Here is a 15,853-nt window from a genome sequence, read left to right as displayed (position 1 = left end):
AATAGGCATTTGGTGATTAGCAAGCCTATCCTTTCATGAAATCCGCAGTCACGTTGCCGATGCTTCGCTCCCGCGTGCACGAAGCAAGCAGTCGCTCAGACGAGCGTATTCCTCGATCGACAAGGTTTCTCCCCGTCGGGAAGGCTCGATGCCCGCCTCGTGCAAAATAGCCTCCAGCTGGCTCTTCGTCTCTTTGGTAAAGAACCGCGAAGCCAGGTTGTTATAGATCGTTTTACGGCGCTGCACGAAAGAAGCCTGAACGACCTCGAAGAAGAAGGACTCGTCCGTCACCGTCACAGGAGGCGCGCTCCGAACCTTCAGCTTGATGACGGCCGAATCGACATTCGGTTGAGGAATGAATACCGTATGAGGAACGATCGTAACAATCTCAGGCTCGCAATAGTACTGCACCGCAATGCTCAAGCTGCCGTAATCCTTGCCTCCCGGCTTGGCCGACATTCGCTCCGCCACTTCCTTCTGGATCATAACAACAATGTTCTCCAGCGGCAGCTTTTCCTCAAGCAGCTTCATAATAATCGGCGTCGTGATGTAGTACGGCAAATTGGCGACTACGCTCACTTTGGAGAATGCCGCGAAATGCTGTTCAAACAATTCCTTCAAATTGACCTTCAGTACGTCGCCATGGACGACACTCGCATGCGGATAGGCCGACAGGGTCTCCTCCAATAGCGGGAGCAGTCGCTGATCGATCTCTACGGCAACGACGCCGCCTGCGATTTTGGCCAGCTGCTGGGTTAAAGCCCCGATCCCGGGGCCAATCTCCAGCGCTCCTTTGGAAGCATCCAGATCTGCGGCGGTAACGATTTTATTTAATATATTCGGATCGATCAAAAAGTTTTGACCCAAGCTTTTTTTCAGCGTAAAGCCATGCCTTTGAAGAAGCTCTTTCGTTTTTTTTGGGGAGGCAATGTCCTCCTGAATATTGAAATGGATATTTGTCATGATTCGCCCTCTTTTTTCTCAAGCTGCTTCCATGCCTCCGCGAACTCCTCGCGGGAAATTCGAAACATTCGGCAGCGGTTATAAAATTGCTTTCCGTTGCAGTACCCGATACCCAAATGCTTGCCCATTTCCATACGACGGGCAGCAGCTTGCGGATGGACGATCAAGCCGGCGTCAATCAAGTCCTCCCAAGTAATATCCGACTCTTCAGCCTCATAATCGGTTCGCACGTTCGCAAGAGCCTTGCGGATGACCTCAGCCGAAGCATTCTCTACCCCGATGTCCCCTTTGGCCGTCGCTTCTTCCTGTGTGATAAAAGCATGCTTACAGCCCTTCACCTGCGCCGTAATGATTTTACGGATGCGCTCGCCCGCATGGTCGGGGTCCGTCAATATGATGACGCCGCGGCGCTGCTGAGCCAGCTTGATGCGCCGGATAACGTCTTTATTAATCGCAGAGCCGCCCGTTTCTATGGTCTCGGCTTCTACGGCTCTTTTGATGGCAGTTGTATCGTCTTTGCCCTCTACCACTATAATTTCTTTGATCACCTTGCTTACCTTCCTTCACCCCATACCAGGATCATCCATACAGCTTTCTTTATACTAGCCTTTGTTCCCGCCACTTTCAAGTGATGACGAAGCCTGTCCGCGTGAACTTGCCCTGATCACATAAAAAAGAAGAGGTAGCCCTCTTCTCTTCCTTTAGCATATATATAATGAGTCTTCCCCAATTGCAGGTCCTTAGTCCGCGGTTGGTTTCTTGGGTCCAATCACATAAACGGTATACCCGCGCTTCAAGCCAAATCGGTTGGCATAATCGTTGCTGTCAAAATACACATCGATAATGTTTCCTTTGACTGCACTTCCGGTATCCTCTGCTCTGCGGAATCCAAGCCCGTCAATATAAACCCACCAGCCCAGCGGAACCACCTTGGGATCCACTGCAATTGTGCGACCTTCCGTTACTCTCGTGCCTGTAGACGTAAGTCCGTACTGCGGATGCTCTGTACTCTTTCCTGTCGAAGCAACGCCCGCTGAATAAGCGGTCAATGTCACATTGTTAATGACCTGCTTGACGCCGAAGGAAACTCCGCCTTTTGTTACTTCCTGTAGATTTGGCGATGATGCCGATAATACAACAACCGGATTTTTGGTGCCTACCGCGACAATTTTATTGACGCTCTCTGATTGAACCTTTTGGTCCACTACTTCTTCGGATACAAGCTTACCGTCTTCGTACATCTTTTCCTTTTTCTTCACAACCAGGCCTTCCTGGCCTTCCTGCACCACTTGCTCCTTGCCTTTTACCAATTGAGGGTCGTTCTTTTTCACAACGTCATAGGCTATCTTTTCTTGAACCTCTTCAACCTCTTTGGTTACCCGTACGATTTGAATCTCACCGCTGTCAGGCAGATCGGCATCCACGACAGGGGTTACCTTGTCAAGCTCTCCTACCTGAACCTGTAAATCATTCAATGCGCCGCCCACCGTCTTTTGCACCGTGTACAGCGTCTTCGTTTCTCCGTCAGCCGTCAGCTGAATCGGCCTTGCATGCTCGATCGTAATCCGGTCCCCGGATTTTACTTTCGAATCCAGCGCTGCAGAGAGACGATCATGCTCTCCTACAGTGACGCCTTGCTCATCCAGTAAATGCTTCAAATCCCATTGCTTGGTGTAAACAACGGTTTCTTCTCCGTTCACGACTACGGTCACCTTCTTGGTAGCCGTACCGTATAACATTAATAAAAACATGAAAGTCAACGCGAATGAAATAAGTGCTATGATCGATATCAAACGCAAGTTTTCATGCCTCCATCGCAATGCGAAGGACATGCTGGATGATCGTCTTACATGGGTTTGCTCGTGTTGAATAGCTCCCACTAGTTCGGTCCTCCTTCAAAGCCCCGCCGTCGAGTGTTACGCATGATTGATCTGACGCGACTATGGTTAAGTTTTGCAATCTGTTGGTTAATAAAGAACAACGCCTAACGACGTTCTTTCCCCCAGGAACAGCCTCCATGACCGTTGAGTCCAACGCATCCTGGAAGCACGGAAGACTTCATCGAACACTTGTTCTGCCCGATTAAGCTTCTCCTGTGCGGTCAACTAAGGGCTGCAACTAGCAATCCATATCGTTTCTCCTGCGTGCGGCCAGCACCTCCTCTTGGCTGTAGGTAATGATTATGTTGTCGGATAGTTATCACAATGACGGGAGAACAAAAAAAGTCACGGAAAGAGGACTCTTCCCGTGACTTTAGGTTATTTCATCAGTAATGAAATAAAGCACACGACAATCATACCTCTCTCTTAACGCTTACGAGGTTAGCTGACGGATTCGGACTTGAGAGTCGCCCTACTTGGATCCGGGTAAACAAACATCTACCCATCCAAGACTCACCCCAGAAAATGTGACCTTAGCCTTATTTTCAAATCAAGACTGGCCTTTTGCGGTTCCCCCGTTTCCCTTACGGAAACTCAGCGATAATGGAAAATTGGTAATCGTATTAAGTTAATATTGAGTTTACGCTGTCGGATATAAAGTTGTAAAGTATACAAACTCGGCAAAAAAGGTCCGTTTTTGTTCAATTCCGATTTTTTTAATTGATTTCACGAACATAACCCATGTATTTCTCGACTTGACTTATTTTTTTGAATGTTTTTCTCTCGTTTTCACGTTTTCGACGAAAATAGGGCTGTCCCAACCCCCCTTTTATTTCACCGTAATCCGAACAATGTAACTGCATTTTTCGTAGTCGCGTGAGCCAGCTCCTCCAGGGTTAACCCCTTGATTTGTGCAGCGGTTTCTGCGACTAATTTCACATATGCGGTTTCATTTCTTTTCCCTCGATAGGGGTGCGGAGTCAAATAGGGCGCGTCGGTTTCAACCAATAAACGGTCCAGCGGAACTTTCTCCAGCACCTCTTTGGGCTGCTTGGCGTTTTTGAATGTGACAGGGCCGCCGAAGGAGATGTAAAAGTTCATATCGAGGCACATCTTGGCCGTCTCCCAGCTGCCGGAGAAGCAATGCATGACGCCGCCGACCTCCGAAGCCTTCTCTTCTCGAAGAACCCGGATAATGTCTTGGTGTGCGTCCCGGTTATGGATCACGATAGGCATACCCAGCTTGCGGGCCAGACGGATTTGTTCCCGAAATACTCGATCCTGTACATCCTTGGGAGAGGTATCCCAATAATAATCCAAGCCTATCTCTCCGATGGCGACCACCTTCTCGTGCTTGCACAGCTCTTCGATCCATTCCAGATCGCCCGGCATCATATCTTTGGCATCTTGGGGATGCCATCCGACGGTTGAATAAATAAAGTCATATTGCTCGGCAAGCGCAATCGAGGTAGGGATCGTTTCGCGATTAAATCCGACATTGATGATTCGACTGATTCCGCTTTCTAATGCCCGTTGGATAACCTCATGTCGATCGTCATCGAATTGAGGGGCGTTCAAATGGGTGTGCGTGTCTATCAGCATAGCGGCAATTAACTCCTTCATATGTAAGTTCAATTTGGTCCTTGCGATTCGATAGACGAGCTTTTATTCCATGCCAAGCAGCTTGCGGTGCTCCGGATGAATGGAGCCCGGATCAGCGGATAAGAGCTCCTCCGGGAAATACAGATGATATTTCCCCATATGAATGCCGCTGATGGACCGGACAATTTCCGACTTGCGCGAAATTTCCTTCAACGTATGCTTTTGGTCCAGCAGCAAAATCGGCAATTTTTCGTCATGGACTCCCGGCCGATACACATCATACGAAAGATCCGACGGGAAATCAATTTCGAGGTAGAAGGACGGATCCAGATTCAGAGCCCGCATCGTATCGCGCAGCCGCTCTATTTGAAGCGCGTCGATCCTCTCCAGCATGACATACTTAAACAGCTTGCGGTTAAGGAAGCGAGAGCACAAGTCAACCAGAATGGCATCCTGCTCGTTGGTCCACTGCATCAGCACCGTCTGCATAAAGGCTTCATCGAGCAAATGGAACTCTTGTATGGACAATGTCCCCCGGAACAGGCTTAAGAGCGGCGGCAGCATAAATGAGAAGGAATAGTTTTCTTCATATAACTGTTTCGCTCTTTCAAAAATTTTATGCAGAATAACCTCCGCGCTGCGTGTAACAGGATGAAAGTATACCTGCCAATACATCTGGTACCGGGACATCAAGTAATCCTCGACAGCATGCATGCCGCTCTCTTTCACGACAATGTGGCCTTGAAACGGTCTCATCACCCGCAGAATGCGTTCCAGGTCGAACGTCCCGTAATTGACACCGGTATAATAAGCGTCGCGGAGCAAGTAGTCCATCCGATCTGCATCCAGTTGGCTCGAGACGAGGCTGACGACGATTTCCTGCTTGTACGTTTTGGCGATAACCCCGGCCACCCTTTGTGGAAAAGTGGGGGATACGCGCTTAAGCACTTTGTTCACTTCGGTATCTCCAAGAACGATCCGGCAGGACCATTCCTCGTGATGGGTCCCGAACGTTTTTTCAATCGAGTGGGAAAAGGGGCCGTGTCCGACATCGTGCAGAAGGGCAGCGCACAAGGAGAGCAGCCGCTCCTCCCGCGGCCAATCCTCATAGCCGTTTCGTTCGAATTGCGATATGATTTTGCGCGTGATTTCGTAAACCCCGAGGGAATGGGAAAATCGGCTGTGCTCGGCACCGTGAAACGTCAGGAAGCAAGTGCCGAGCTGTCGTATACGACGGAGGCGTTGAAATTCTTTGGTGTTAATCAGATCCCAAATCGTTTGGTCCTGCACGTAGATGTATTTATGTACCGGGTCTTTGAATACCTTTTCTTCCTGTAAAGGACTCGACATGATGCGTAACCTCCCTAAAGCTTCTTGTATTTTCGACACGGAATGAGCAGGAAAATGATGATTTTGTCGAACTTTGTCGTATGAAACTTCCAAATGTGAACAGAATATGTCTTCTAAATTTTTCTTTAGTATGGAATATATTCATAATACTATGTTTGGTGTCTATAGAAAAGGTGCATATTTGCAAGGTTTTTCAGCAGCCACTCTGTTTTATATTGAAGTAGAAGGATATACTACCATATTTTAACGGCAAAAAATGCAATTTTCTAGTTGACTATTTTGGGAATGGTTGGTATCATAAATCTTAAGAATATTGTCGAATAATGACGATTTATCTAATTCGAGAGGGGACTTTTATATATGATGAAATCTACTGGTATTGTTAGAAAGGTTGACGAGCTGGGACGTGTTGTTATCCCTATCGAGCTTCGCAGAACATTGGGCATCGGCGAAAAAGACGCTTTGGAAATCTATGTCGACGGTGAGCGCATCATGCTGAAGAAATATGAGCCGGCCTGTATTTTCTGTGGCAATGCAGAAAACGTCTCTTATTTCAAAGGTAAAATTGTTTGTCACGAATGTTTATCGGAAATGCCAATACCTGTGACAAAATAAGAAAAATAGGTTATAATAAGGATAGCACTTCTTACTAAGGTAATTCTAACCTTTTTCATATCTCCTCTATTCCCCAATCCATGAAATTTCATGAGATTGGGGATTTTTTTTCCGTTTTTATTTGTGCTAGCGTCACCTATTATAATAGAAAGAACATGTCACAAAAGTTCCGCCAAGCCTCCATTTCTGCAGTTTGGCGGCGGGAAAGCACCGGCACATCATCGACGGGCTTGTACGGCCTGCGTAAGGCAATAAAAAATCAGCCGATCCGGCAATGAGCCGACCGGCTGATTTCGCCGCTTCCGCATTCGCGATCTACTTTTGGTGCAAATAATTGTACAGCTCCCGCTTCGGCATCTGTCTGTCCGCAGCCGCGCGTTTTATCGCTTCCTTGCGGTCAAGCCCTTGAGTCGTATAATGCTCGACGTGCTCTTCCGGGCTGAAGCCTTCCCACCAGGCGTCCGAAGCTTCATTCTCCGCATCGGTGCTGCCCTGTACGACGATGCAGTATTCTCCTTGAGGAGGATGCTCTTGCAGCAGCTCATAGCATTCTCGGATCGTCCCTCTTGCCGCTTCCTCGTATTTCTTGGTCAGCTCCCGCATCAGGCACATTTGCCGTTCCGGATCCCATACCTCCAGCATCGCTTCCAGCGTCTTCATTATGCGATGAGGGGATTCATAGAACAGCATCGTTTCGTTCCTTTGCTTAAGCGATTCAAGCTCCTGCTGCAGCGGCTTTCTGTCTCTCGGTAAAAAGCCCAGAAAGGTGAAACGTTCCGTCGATAGCCCCGATACGATCAAGGCCGATAAGGCCGCGTTGGCGCCTGGAATGGGTATAACCGCTATTCCTGCGTCGATAGCTTGTCGAACCAGATCCGCTCCCGGATCGCAAATGGCAGGCAGCCCTGCATCACTGACAAGCGCAATGTCTTCGCCTGTTTGCAAAAGACGAATCAGCTCGGGCCCGCTTGCATGCTTATTATGCTCGTGGTAGCTTACAAGCCGTGTTGCGATATCAAAATGGGTTAGCAGCTTGCGTGTCTGTCTCGTATCCTCTGCGGCGATCCACTGCACTTCCTTTAAAATGCGCACCGCACGAAACGTCATATCCTCCAGGTTGCCGATCGGTGTTCCGACCAGATACAGCTTCCCTGCTCCATTATCCTGCTGATAGCTTTTCTGAATGTCCACGTTAGTCCCTCGCTATGTAACGGTCGGCTGGATGAGCTCGTCACGCTTGCCGTAATATATCTCCATCAGCTCGTCACAATAGTCCGTTTTATTTTTATATACGATCAGCGGCGGCAGCGTCCTAAGCTCCGGCTTCCCGTCTCTGAGCGCCTCAATCAACACCATATTCGCTTCTTCGCCTGCACGCGGGTGTACATACCGGATTCTTTTGGGCTCCAATTTATACTGACGCATCGTGCAAAAAATTTCAACTAACCGGCTGGGCCTGTGCACCATCGCTACGCGGCCTCCGCTCCGTACCAGCCTGCTGCTGGTTCTGACGACATCCTCAAGCGTACAGAACACCTCATGCCGTGCAGCCGCCACATGCTCATTCCCATTTTGTTCCCCATTCGGAACGGGAAGATATGGAGGGTTCACGGTCACTACATCGAAGGTCCCGTTCCCCAGCTGCTGATGAATCGTGCGCAAATCCCCGTGAATAATCTGAATCTGGTGATCCAAATCATTCAGCTGGACGTTGCGCTCCGCCATATTCGCGAGCCGCTCCTGAATCTCTACGCCAACGATCGAAGCCTTCGTGCGCGTCGACAGCAGCAAGGGAATGACTCCGTTCCCCGTACAGAGGTCGACCATCCTTCCCCTCGGCGGAACATAGCTAAATCTGCCTAACAACACCGCATCCATCGAGAAGCTGAACACTTCATCGCTTTGAATGATTTTCAGATCATTCGTTAATAAATCGTCTAGTCTTTCACTAGGCTGCAAAGGTACCTTTTCCATCAGCGCACGCTTCCTCTTTCTTGAAAAAAACCGTAGAGAAGCTTGCTCCCTACGGCGGTTTTTTTATTTATTTAAAAACGATAAGCAAAACAAACAATCGCCTTCCGTACGCAAATGACCGTAGTAGACATTACAGATGTGGAAGCCTTCGTGGTACAGGCGGGCCAGATTGTCGTACCCCTCACCTGTAAGCTCCTTGGCCTGTGCGGCGGTGACATGAATATGGGGTACTTCAACAGGCGGCTCCGCATCCTTCTTTAGCAGCTTGCGCAGCTGCTGATTTTCTATGCTCAAGCGTTTGTTTTCCTCGAGGAGCTCGATAATTTGCTTTTTCATCAGCCCCAGCTCGGAGTAGATAGCACCCATCTGTTCTTCGATTTGCTCAATTTGAACAAAAACGTCTCTTTTATCCACACATTCACCTCAAGAAAGCTAACAACCGTTAAAGCTGCTGCTCCACTACATCGTCAAAGGATAGCTCCATGACTTTACCGAGCTCATAAATCTGCACTTTTACGGTACGCTCGTTAATATTTAGCGATACGACACGGCCGTTGCCCAGGGAGGAAATGACTTCGCTTCCTACGCGCGGCATATCCTCTTTACCACTTTCATAGTTATCGTGCTCATATTTCAAACAACACATTAACCGGCCGCAAAGCCCGGAAATTTTTGTCGGATTTAACGATAAATTTTGGTCTTTTGCCATCTTGATGGATACCGGCTCAAAGTCCCCCAGGAAGGATGAGCAGCAAAGAATGCGCCCGCAAGGACCGATACCGCCCAGCATTTTGGCTTCGTCTCGAACGCCGATTTGCCTAAGCTCGATGCGGGTCCGGAAGACTCCGGCCAAATCTTTCACCAGCTCCCGGAAATCGACTCTTCCTTCGGCTGTAAAATAAAAAATGATTTTGTTGCGATCAAATGTATATTCAACGTCAACCAGCTTCATTTTGAGCTGATGATCCCTTATTTTATCCTGACAAAGCGCAAATGCGTTTTTCGCCGCGTTCTTATTGTCCTCCACAAGCTGTGCGTCAGTTTGATCCGCTATGCGAATGACTTTCTTTAATGGAAGAACGACATCGGATTCCTGAACCGTCCGTCTCCCGATAACTACTTTTCCGTACTCAATCCCTCGAGCCGTTTCAACAATAACCGCACTCTCTTTATCCACCGGTAAATCGATCGGGTCGAAATAATAGATTTTTCCCGCTTTCTTGAAGCGGACACCAACAACCGAGTACAAATTTACACCCCCTTCAGCTGCATTAACATTTTTTCCAACACCAGCTGCGGGTTTGCATGAAAGCGGAGTCTTTTCTGCTGCTCGACTGCTTGCTCCAAACACCGCACCCAATGCTTCATATCGTAAGATAAGGCCAATCCTGCCATCCAATCGGTTTGATCGGCATATACGAGCCCGGACCGATTGCCGATGTTTAACTGCACCATATCTTTCAGCCATAAAATCAGCAGATCCATGAATACAGGAAGCTGCTCCGTCAGCTCGGACTTAGCCAGCTTTTGCTGAGCCGTCAAAAGCGCCGTAGGCAGTCGGGACATACTTTCCTTTGTTAATTGTATCACTAGATTTCTTATTTCTGCAAACCCATTTCCTTGAATTAGCTCTCTCGCCGCATCGGGACCTGCAGCCAGCCGAACCGCCGCTTGAATCAGAACCGAGGGATGCCCCTCCTCTTGAAGCACGGCTATCATACGATCGCGGCTCATAGGAGCAAAGGGAACCCACTGCGCCCGGGACCGGATCGTCGGAAGCAGGGCTTGTCCATTATCTGTAATCAGAATGGCGACGACACGGGAGGTCGGCTCTTCTAGGAACTTCAGCAGACTGTTGGCAGCCTGAACCGTCATCTTATCGGCGTCTTCCAGAATGTACATCTTTAGCCCGGAAGCGGATGCACGATAGGAGAACTGCTTCTGAAGCTCCCGAATTTGCTCAATCTTGATAGAAGCCCCATCTGGGCGGACCCAATGCAGGTCCGGATGGTTGCCATGCTCCACCTTACGGCAGTCGAGACATTCTCCGCAGGCATCGTCCGGCAGCACCTGGCAGTACAGAGCTTGTGCAAAAGCAAGCGCCATCTGCTTGCGGCCGGTTCCGGAAGGACCAGTAAATATATAAGCATGGGATACTTTATCCGTACGTAAACTGTTCTGCAATATCCGTTTGACACGTTCTTGCCCGGGTATGGATTGGAAAGACATTGTGCTCCTGTACTATCCTTTCCTATTATATAGAGGTCAGTGTTGACCTTGCATTGTCTGATTCTTACAAAGCCTAAAAAGCAAGATTGATTAGCATGCCGCGAATTTCGCCTATTTGATGCAGCAGATCAATTCTTCCCTGCTCACTTTCTAACAGCTCGTCCGCCAGGGCCAGAAGCTTTTCGTCTATCTCCTCCAAAAGCTTGTACCGCTTGGAGCGCCCCCGCCGGTCCCAGCCGCGCGTATCGCGCAGCTGTACCCCGCGGCGTGCCGTCTCCTCCAAATACTGCTTCACGAGAAGCTTATACTGACGCAATTCCCGGACCGTCATCGATCTCGATAAGCGTTCCCCTTGCAGATGAATCTGCTGCAAAATACGCTGAAGCTGCTCCTGCGATGCCCTTTCGTCGTGCTGGTGCATCATATCTGAGAACGATTTCTGCTGCAGCTGTTGGGGCGTTGAGGTCTCGTTTCGTTGAATTTCTTTACCGAAAGGGCGCCAGCCCGGATTTATTTTCACAGTGCAACCTGCCTCTCCGATTTAGAAATGCTCAAACCGTTCAACTGGAAGCACGAATACCGCAGCTCCGCCAACCTGAACCTCGACCGGGAACGGAATGTAGGAGTCGGTCGTTCCTCCCATAGGAGATACAGGAGTAACGATCTGTTCACGAATTTTGCAGTTCGATTTGATGACCTGCATCACTTCATTCACACGATCGTCTTCGATACCGATCATAAAGGTCGTATTCCCGGCCCGTAGAAACCCGCCCGTACTTGCCAGCTTGGTAGCCCGGAAGCCTTCCTTGATCAGAGCATTCGAAAGCCGATTGCTATCCTTATCCTGTACTACGGCAACAACTAATTTCATGGCATTGCCCTCCTTTACATTTTTACAAATGACTCGGTTGACCCTTGCAGCAATGGATGACTTAGAATGATGTCGAATGATACATTAGTTCATATCTTATTAATTTGACACCGGTTCATTCGATTCCTGCTTTTCTCTTCGGAAAGCTGTTTTGGGAACCGTAATTAGACTTCTCATCGCCATTCCCAAAGCAGCCTTCTACCCGATCTATGGCAGTATATGTCACGATAACGGGCGGTGTGCGAAATCGACTGCAAGATTGCGTCATGCCGGAATTAACCGGCTCCGCTGTTTTTCTTGAAGCGGCTGTCCAGACAGCCCTTCACGCTTTCATAAACCTCGTCTATGCCGCCGTTAGCGTCAATGCGTACGATACGGTCGGGGAATCGGTCTGCCAAGATCAAATATCCTTCGCGAACCTTCTGGTGAAACGCTAATGATTCCAGATCAAGCCGATTGATTTCCCGGTCGCTCCGGGCATGAATGCGCCGTAACCCTTCCTCAGGGTTTACATCCAGATAGATCGTCAGGTCGGGGAATACATTCTCAATCGCAAACTGATTGATCGTAAGCACCTCATCCATTCCCAAACCTCTGGCATGGCCTTGATATGCCAAGCTGCTGTCAATAAACCGATCGCATATGAAAACCTTCCCCTGAGCCAGGGACGGTTGAATTTTCTCAACAAAATGCTGTCTTCTCGCGGCTGCATAGAGGAGGGCTTCCGTTCTCCCTTCCATCTTCGTATTGCTTTTATCTAATATAATCGCTCTTATCTGCTCCGCTATGTCGATCCCGCCAGGTTCCCGTGAAGAGACGCTCTCCAGGCCCAGCGTGGATAAATATTGAGTCATGAGTTCGATAACGGAGGTTTTGCCTGCCCCTTCGCCGCCTTCCACAGTTATAAAATACCCTTTTTGCATTCGGTTATCTCCAATCATATAATAGGTCACTATTGCCCGATTGCAGGCTCAGCATACCCTTAAGGATATTATGATTATATACTGTTTGGCTTGCAATACCTAGCTTGTTTTCCTAACTTCCGGATGAAAGACATAACATAGCGGGGACTCCCAGCAAAACACTTGATTCAGCATGGAAGACAAGTTCCCGAGTGGGGTTATTTAGTTAAGATATCAATACGGACAACATCGGCTCTTCGCCGTCGATTAATCCATGAATACGGGCCCCCATCTGAACCAATTGCTTCAAATAGCGAACCACTTCGGAAGAAATCATTTCGCCGGGGCATAGAACCGGAATTCCAGGAGGATAGGGAACCATCATCTCTGCAGATCTCAAGCCTATGGCATCCTCCAAAGGCACTTGCGCCGTCCCTTTTTGGCGATACACCGATTCATCGAAGGATACCGGCTCCGATAAGCCGGACATCGCAGAATAGGTTGCGGTAAGCCTGGCGTTCCCTTGTTGGTTAACAGGCGGACTGGATTCGGCAATTTCTTCAAAAGACTGCGCCAGCCTATGCGCACCCTCTTGCGTGGACGCCAGGCTCAGGACAAGCAAAACCGCCTGCGGGTCTGCCAGCTCGACAAAACATCCGCGCTCTTCCAGGGCATCCTTCAGTTCAAAGCCGCTTAAAGAGCCCGTCGCGTCCTTGACGATCAGTTTGAACGGATCGCGGACGATCTCGTTATCGTGCTCCGGCTGAAGCAGCACAAACCGTTCATTATCCTTCATCAGCTCCATCACCTGATCGACAATACGAATCCCCTGCTCCAGCAGCTCCATGCCTTGTACATGCATTTGTCTGCGGCTTAGGTCCAGGCTCGCCATGAGAGGATAGGAAGGGCTTGAGCTTTGAAGCATCGTTAAGTAGCGCTTTACTTCCTTCCGGTCGATCCGATCCCCCTGCACGTGAAGCATCGCTCCCATCGTCATAGCGGTCAGCAGCTTATGCGTAGACTGTACCACAACATCCGCCCCGCAGGACAAAGCCGACTTCGGAAGGGCCGGATGAAATCCGAAATGCGCTCCATGCGCCTCATCCACGAGCAGAGGCTTGTCGTATTCATGCAGAAGCTGTACGATCCCTTCTAGAGGAATAGCCGTGCCGTAATAGCTTGGCCGAGTAATAAGAAGCCCACGCGCTTCGGGATATTTTTGCAAGGCTAGACGGACATCCTCCTGGCGAATCCCTAATGTGAGCCCTGTTGCCGGATCGATCTCAGGATTCAAGAACACAGCCCTTGCGCCCGCAAGCATAAGGCCGTGTATCACCGATTTATGGGCATCACGCTGAACCAGCAGCAAATCTCCTCTGCGGCATACGCTTAGGATCATGGCCAAATTGCCCACCGTGCTTCCGTTTACTAGAAAAAAAGTTTCCTCCGCACCAAAGCACTCGGCAGCCAGCTGCTGCGCCTCCCGAATCGCTTCCTCCGGATGATGAAGATCGTCCAGCCCGGTAATTTCCGTTACGTCCAGACACATAATAGATTCGTAATAAGCTCTGGCTTCTTCATCCAAGCCTTGTCCTGATTTATGACCGGGAACATGCAGGCTGACATGCTTCCCTTGAGAATGCTGTACCAATCGCTCGAATAAAGGAGCGCTCTGTTTATCCATGTTGTGAATCTCCCTGTTTGCATATAAAAGTTAAAGTTGATATACCCTTTATTGTAACAAACAAAAAGACTCTCACCAACGGGAAAAATTCCGTTCATCAGAGCCGAATTCATGTTTCATAGACAACCTATGCATTTTTCTTATAAAAGATTTGCCTCATTTGATGGATAAAAAAAGGATATTTGGCATCCCTGACGTCGGTTGAGATCATTTCATGCTCGCAGTCTTCGCAGATGAATTCGGATATAATCATAATGCCGTCTTCCTTTAATTGTCCGCAGATGATGCAGTTATGGGCCACCGTAGGTTCATGTAAAGCGTCTCCCACACAACTCACCTCTATTCTTCTTTTCTACCAGTATGTCCTGTTTCTCTTAAAGTAAACGCGGATGATCTATTTTTATGAAAAAAGCTAGTACATGGTTCCAAACGCTTATATTTCAAGCTAAAATAACCGATATAGTATTTGCAAAAAAGAATCTATGAAAATGGACGAGTGAGATCAAGTGATGGAACAACGATTATCAAAGGAATCAACCGTTTATCATTACCGGCTGCTTCAACGAATTCGGTATAAGCCTTGGTTACTTATAGCTTACTGGTGCATTCCCGGTCTTTTATTGCTTTGGGATTTGATACGATGGAATCCTCTTCCAATGATTATTAGCACAGTACTGATTCCTCTTTTGCATACGTTCATCATTTACGTATACTTTACCTTTAAGGAAAAACGCCCACTGCATCAGTGGGGACTTCTTTATCGGATTCCCTGGCTGGGGTACGTTCCATTAAGCTACTTTGCTCTATACCGCATGCGTAATCTGACCGCTCACCTGCTATGGGTTACCGTTGTCATTTGCGGTTGCTTTTTCCCTTGGGTATCCTTGGATTTGATTCTCCATGCAATGTTCGTACACGTCTGGATCCTTCTTCCCAGATTTGTACTCATCTTTCAATTGAGACACCACATGGAGAACGGATATTTGAAAATTAACGACCAGGACACATCCTGCTACGCTCAATAAAATCGTTCCCTAAATCAGGATTCGTTCCTACGGGATCTTGTAAACAACCGATAAACCAAATAAATCACAACAGCCCAAAAAATCAGCCCAATAAAGGAAAACGGTGTTCCTGCTCCCGGACCGAAGCCCATAAATCCAAACGGATTAAATAAGCTCCCGATTAAGGCCCCTGCCGCGAAGCCGCCGAATAAACTTCCCCATCCTCCTCGGGCAGGAGTCCCTGTAGTCGGGGGGTTAGTCCGCGGATTGGTAGTAACATTCGCAGGATTACGGTTCGGAGTGGTCGTAGTGCCCCTGCCTGCAGGAGTTCTTACCCTGGAAAACGACCCCCGGCCCGAGCGATAGCCTTGAGGAGTAACCTCCCCGTCCATAGCGGGGGCTTGTCTTAGATCCTGTCTGTACTCCGTCGGCATTACTTCGGAATTAGCGTCCGCTGCGGCCGGAAAAGCGATCAGCATAATAAGGAAACCAATACACAGTACTAACGCATAATGTCTCATTGTATTCCTCCGATAAGCTCAAAGTGAAGGACGGCACCAGCTTCACGAGTTATTATCAGTCCCCGTCATCGGTTCTATTCGCCCCATAACCCACCATGCTTTCGGACGGAAAAGCAAAAAACAGTCTTTCCGGACCTATATCCAGAAAGACTGTTTCAATTTGTGCTTGGCGACGTTCTACTCTCCCAGGACCCTTCGGTCCAAGTACCATCGACGCTGGAAGGCTTAACGTTCGTGTTCGGTATGGGTACGCGTGGT

Annotated in this window: 18 protein-coding genes, 1 rRNA gene and 1 riboswitch; of the genes, 2 read left to right on the top strand and 17 right to left on the bottom strand. The window is 48.7% G+C overall.

Annotation, left to right across the window (positions count from 1 at the left end; translation table 11 throughout):
* Window positions 1-48 precede the first annotated feature (48 nt).
* The 5 genes from rsmA to GGC63_RS32385 all read right to left on the bottom strand — a co-directional run bounded on the left by rsmA (window position 49) and on the right by GGC63_RS32385 (window position 5,795).
* Window positions 49-963 carry a 16S rRNA (adenine(1518)-N(6)/adenine(1519)-N(6))-dimethyltransferase RsmA gene (gene rsmA, locus GGC63_RS32405; RefSeq protein WP_192705794.1) on the bottom strand — a complete coding sequence of 305 codons (915 nt, stop codon included), beginning with the start codon at window positions 961-963 and terminating at the stop codon, window positions 49-51.
* Entirely contained in the window at window positions 960-1,511 is a 552-nt protein-coding gene (rnmV, locus tag GGC63_RS32400) for a ribonuclease M5 (RefSeq protein ID WP_192705793.1), read from the bottom strand. Before rnmV ends, rsmA begins: the two co-directional genes overlap by 4 nt.
* Window positions 1,512-1,703: 192 nt before the next feature.
* On the bottom strand, window positions 1,704-2,843 hold the full coding sequence (locus tag GGC63_RS32395; protein WP_318781157.1) for a ubiquitin-like domain-containing protein: 1,140 nt from the start codon (window positions 2,841-2,843) through the stop codon (window positions 1,704-1,706).
* A 414-nt stretch (window positions 2,844-3,257) separates the two neighbouring features.
* Window positions 3,258-3,453: riboswitch (cyclic di-AMP (ydaO/yuaA leader) on the bottom strand.
* A 224-nt stretch (window positions 3,454-3,677) separates the two neighbouring features.
* A complete protein-coding gene (locus GGC63_RS32390) occupies window positions 3,678-4,445 on the bottom strand; it encodes a TatD family hydrolase (RefSeq protein WP_079914908.1) in 768 nt (255 codons plus the stop codon).
* Between the two features lie 63 nt (window positions 4,446-4,508).
* On the bottom strand, window positions 4,509-5,795 hold the full coding sequence (locus GGC63_RS32385) for an HD domain-containing protein (RefSeq protein ID WP_192705792.1): 1,287 nt from the start codon (window positions 5,793-5,795) through the stop codon (window positions 4,509-4,511).
* Between the two features lie 360 nt (window positions 5,796-6,155).
* Between GGC63_RS32385 and GGC63_RS32380 the strand changes: the two genes are divergently transcribed.
* Window positions 6,156-6,410, top strand: a complete 255-nt coding sequence (locus GGC63_RS32380; RefSeq protein ID WP_010501678.1) for an AbrB/MazE/SpoVT family DNA-binding domain-containing protein — start codon at window positions 6,156-6,158, stop codon at window positions 6,408-6,410.
* A 315-nt stretch (window positions 6,411-6,725) separates the two neighbouring features.
* Here GGC63_RS32380 and rsmI read toward each other — a convergent pair whose 3' ends face one another.
* The 10 genes from rsmI to GGC63_RS32330 all read right to left on the bottom strand — a co-directional run bounded on the left by rsmI (window position 6,726) and on the right by GGC63_RS32330 (window position 14,398).
* Window positions 6,726-7,601, bottom strand: coding sequence for a 16S rRNA (cytidine(1402)-2'-O)-methyltransferase (gene rsmI, locus GGC63_RS32375; RefSeq protein WP_192705791.1), 876 nt, complete (start codon window positions 7,599-7,601; stop codon window positions 6,726-6,728).
* A 12-nt stretch (window positions 7,602-7,613) separates the two neighbouring features.
* Complete coding sequence (locus tag GGC63_RS32370) at window positions 7,614-8,384, bottom strand: tRNA1(Val) (adenine(37)-N6)-methyltransferase (protein WP_079914905.1); 771 nt, start codon at window positions 8,382-8,384, stop codon at window positions 7,614-7,616.
* A gap of 63 nt (window positions 8,385-8,447) precedes the next feature.
* The gene (yabA, locus tag GGC63_RS32365; RefSeq protein ID WP_079914904.1) at window positions 8,448-8,798 is read right to left on the bottom strand and encodes a DNA replication initiation control protein YabA; all 351 of its coding nucleotides are present in this window, start codon (window positions 8,796-8,798) and stop codon (window positions 8,448-8,450) included.
* A 28-nt stretch (window positions 8,799-8,826) separates the two neighbouring features.
* Window positions 8,827-9,633, bottom strand: a complete 807-nt coding sequence (locus tag GGC63_RS32360; RefSeq protein ID WP_079914903.1) for a stage 0 sporulation family protein — start codon at window positions 9,631-9,633, stop codon at window positions 8,827-8,829.
* Between the two features lie 2 nt (window positions 9,634-9,635).
* Window positions 9,636-10,613 (bottom strand): DNA polymerase III subunit delta', encoded by a 978-nt coding sequence (holB, locus tag GGC63_RS32355; protein ID WP_192705790.1) that lies wholly within the window; start codon window positions 10,611-10,613, stop codon window positions 9,636-9,638.
* 73 nt (window positions 10,614-10,686) lie between these two features.
* Window positions 10,687-11,133: a YaaR family protein gene (locus tag GGC63_RS32350; RefSeq protein WP_079914901.1), complete on the bottom strand. Its 447-nt coding sequence runs from the start codon at window positions 11,131-11,133 to the stop codon at window positions 10,687-10,689.
* A gap of 21 nt (window positions 11,134-11,154) precedes the next feature.
* On the bottom strand, window positions 11,155-11,484 hold the full coding sequence (locus GGC63_RS32345) for a cyclic-di-AMP receptor (RefSeq protein ID WP_079914900.1): 330 nt from the start codon (window positions 11,482-11,484) through the stop codon (window positions 11,155-11,157).
* Window positions 11,485-11,759: 275 nt separating this feature from the next.
* Window positions 11,760-12,407 carry a dTMP kinase gene (gene tmk, locus GGC63_RS32340; protein ID WP_192705789.1) on the bottom strand — a complete coding sequence of 216 codons (648 nt, stop codon included), beginning with the start codon at window positions 12,405-12,407 and terminating at the stop codon, window positions 11,760-11,762.
* 205 nt (window positions 12,408-12,612) lie between these two features.
* Window positions 12,613-14,070: an aminotransferase class I/II-fold pyridoxal phosphate-dependent enzyme gene (locus GGC63_RS32335; protein WP_192705788.1), complete on the bottom strand. Its 1,458-nt coding sequence runs from the start codon at window positions 14,068-14,070 to the stop codon at window positions 12,613-12,615.
* Between the two features lie 127 nt (window positions 14,071-14,197).
* Entirely contained in the window at window positions 14,198-14,398 is a 201-nt protein-coding gene (locus GGC63_RS32330; protein WP_079914897.1) for a sigma factor G inhibitor Gin, read from the bottom strand.
* A 328-nt stretch (window positions 14,399-14,726) separates the two neighbouring features.
* Here GGC63_RS32330 and GGC63_RS32325 point away from each other — a divergent pair, with 328 nt between their 5' ends.
* Window positions 14,727-15,095, top strand: a complete 369-nt coding sequence (locus GGC63_RS32325; protein WP_192705787.1) for a hypothetical protein — start codon at window positions 14,727-14,729, stop codon at window positions 15,093-15,095.
* Window positions 15,096-15,109: 14 nt separating this feature from the next.
* Here the strand turns inward: GGC63_RS32325 and GGC63_RS32320 are convergent, their stop codons facing one another.
* Together GGC63_RS32320 and rrf are read right to left on the bottom strand one after the other, a co-directional pair.
* A complete protein-coding gene (locus tag GGC63_RS32320) occupies window positions 15,110-15,595 on the bottom strand; it encodes a hypothetical protein (RefSeq protein ID WP_192705786.1) in 486 nt (161 codons plus the stop codon).
* 164 nt (window positions 15,596-15,759) lie between these two features.
* A 5S ribosomal RNA gene (rrf, locus tag GGC63_RS32315) occupies window positions 15,760-15,853 on the bottom strand; the annotation flags it as partial.

The sequence above is a fragment of the Paenibacillus sp. OAS669 genome (genome assembly GCF_014873645.1).
GTDB classification, from domain to species: domain Bacteria; phylum Bacillota; class Bacilli; order Paenibacillales; family NBRC-103111; genus Paenibacillus_S; species Paenibacillus_S vulneris.
Note: the sequence above shows the minus strand (reverse complement) of the source record. Positions and strands in the feature narration are given on the sequence as shown.

Excerpts from the sequence above, each read along its gene's own strand:
- GGC63_RS32345 (WP_079914900.1), bottom strand. The coding sequence starts at position 11,484 with ATGAAATTAGTTGTTGCCGTAGTACAGGATAAGGATAGCAATCGGCTT.
- GGC63_RS32335 (WP_192705788.1), bottom strand. The coding sequence starts at position 14,070 with ATGGATAAACAGAGCGCTCCTTTATTCGAGCGATTGGTACAGCATTCT.
- GGC63_RS32390 (WP_079914908.1), bottom strand. The coding sequence starts at position 4,445 with ATGCTGATAGACACGCACACCCATTTGAACGCCCCTCAATTCGATGAC.
- GGC63_RS32385 (WP_192705792.1), bottom strand. The coding sequence starts at position 5,795 with ATGTCGAGTCCTTTACAGGAAGAAAAGGTATTCAAAGACCCGGTACAT.
- GGC63_RS32380 (WP_010501678.1), top strand. The coding sequence starts at position 6,156 with ATGATGAAATCTACTGGTATTGTTAGAAAGGTTGACGAGCTGGGACGT.
- GGC63_RS32320 (WP_192705786.1), bottom strand. The coding sequence starts at position 15,595 with ATGAGACATTATGCGTTAGTACTGTGTATTGGTTTCCTTATTATGCTG.
- tmk (WP_192705789.1), bottom strand. The coding sequence starts at position 12,407 with ATGCAAAAAGGGTATTTTATAACTGTGGAAGGCGGCGAAGGGGCAGGC.
- GGC63_RS32370 (WP_079914905.1), bottom strand. The coding sequence starts at position 8,384 with ATGGAAAAGGTACCTTTGCAGCCTAGTGAAAGACTAGACGATTTATTA.
- GGC63_RS32325 (WP_192705787.1), top strand. The coding sequence starts at position 14,727 with ATGATTATTAGCACAGTACTGATTCCTCTTTTGCATACGTTCATCATT.
- holB (WP_192705790.1), bottom strand. The coding sequence starts at position 10,613 with ATGTCTTTCCAATCCATACCCGGGCAAGAACGTGTCAAACGGATATTG.
- rsmA (WP_192705794.1), bottom strand. The coding sequence starts at position 963 with ATGACAAATATCCATTTCAATATTCAGGAGGACATTGCCTCCCCAAAA.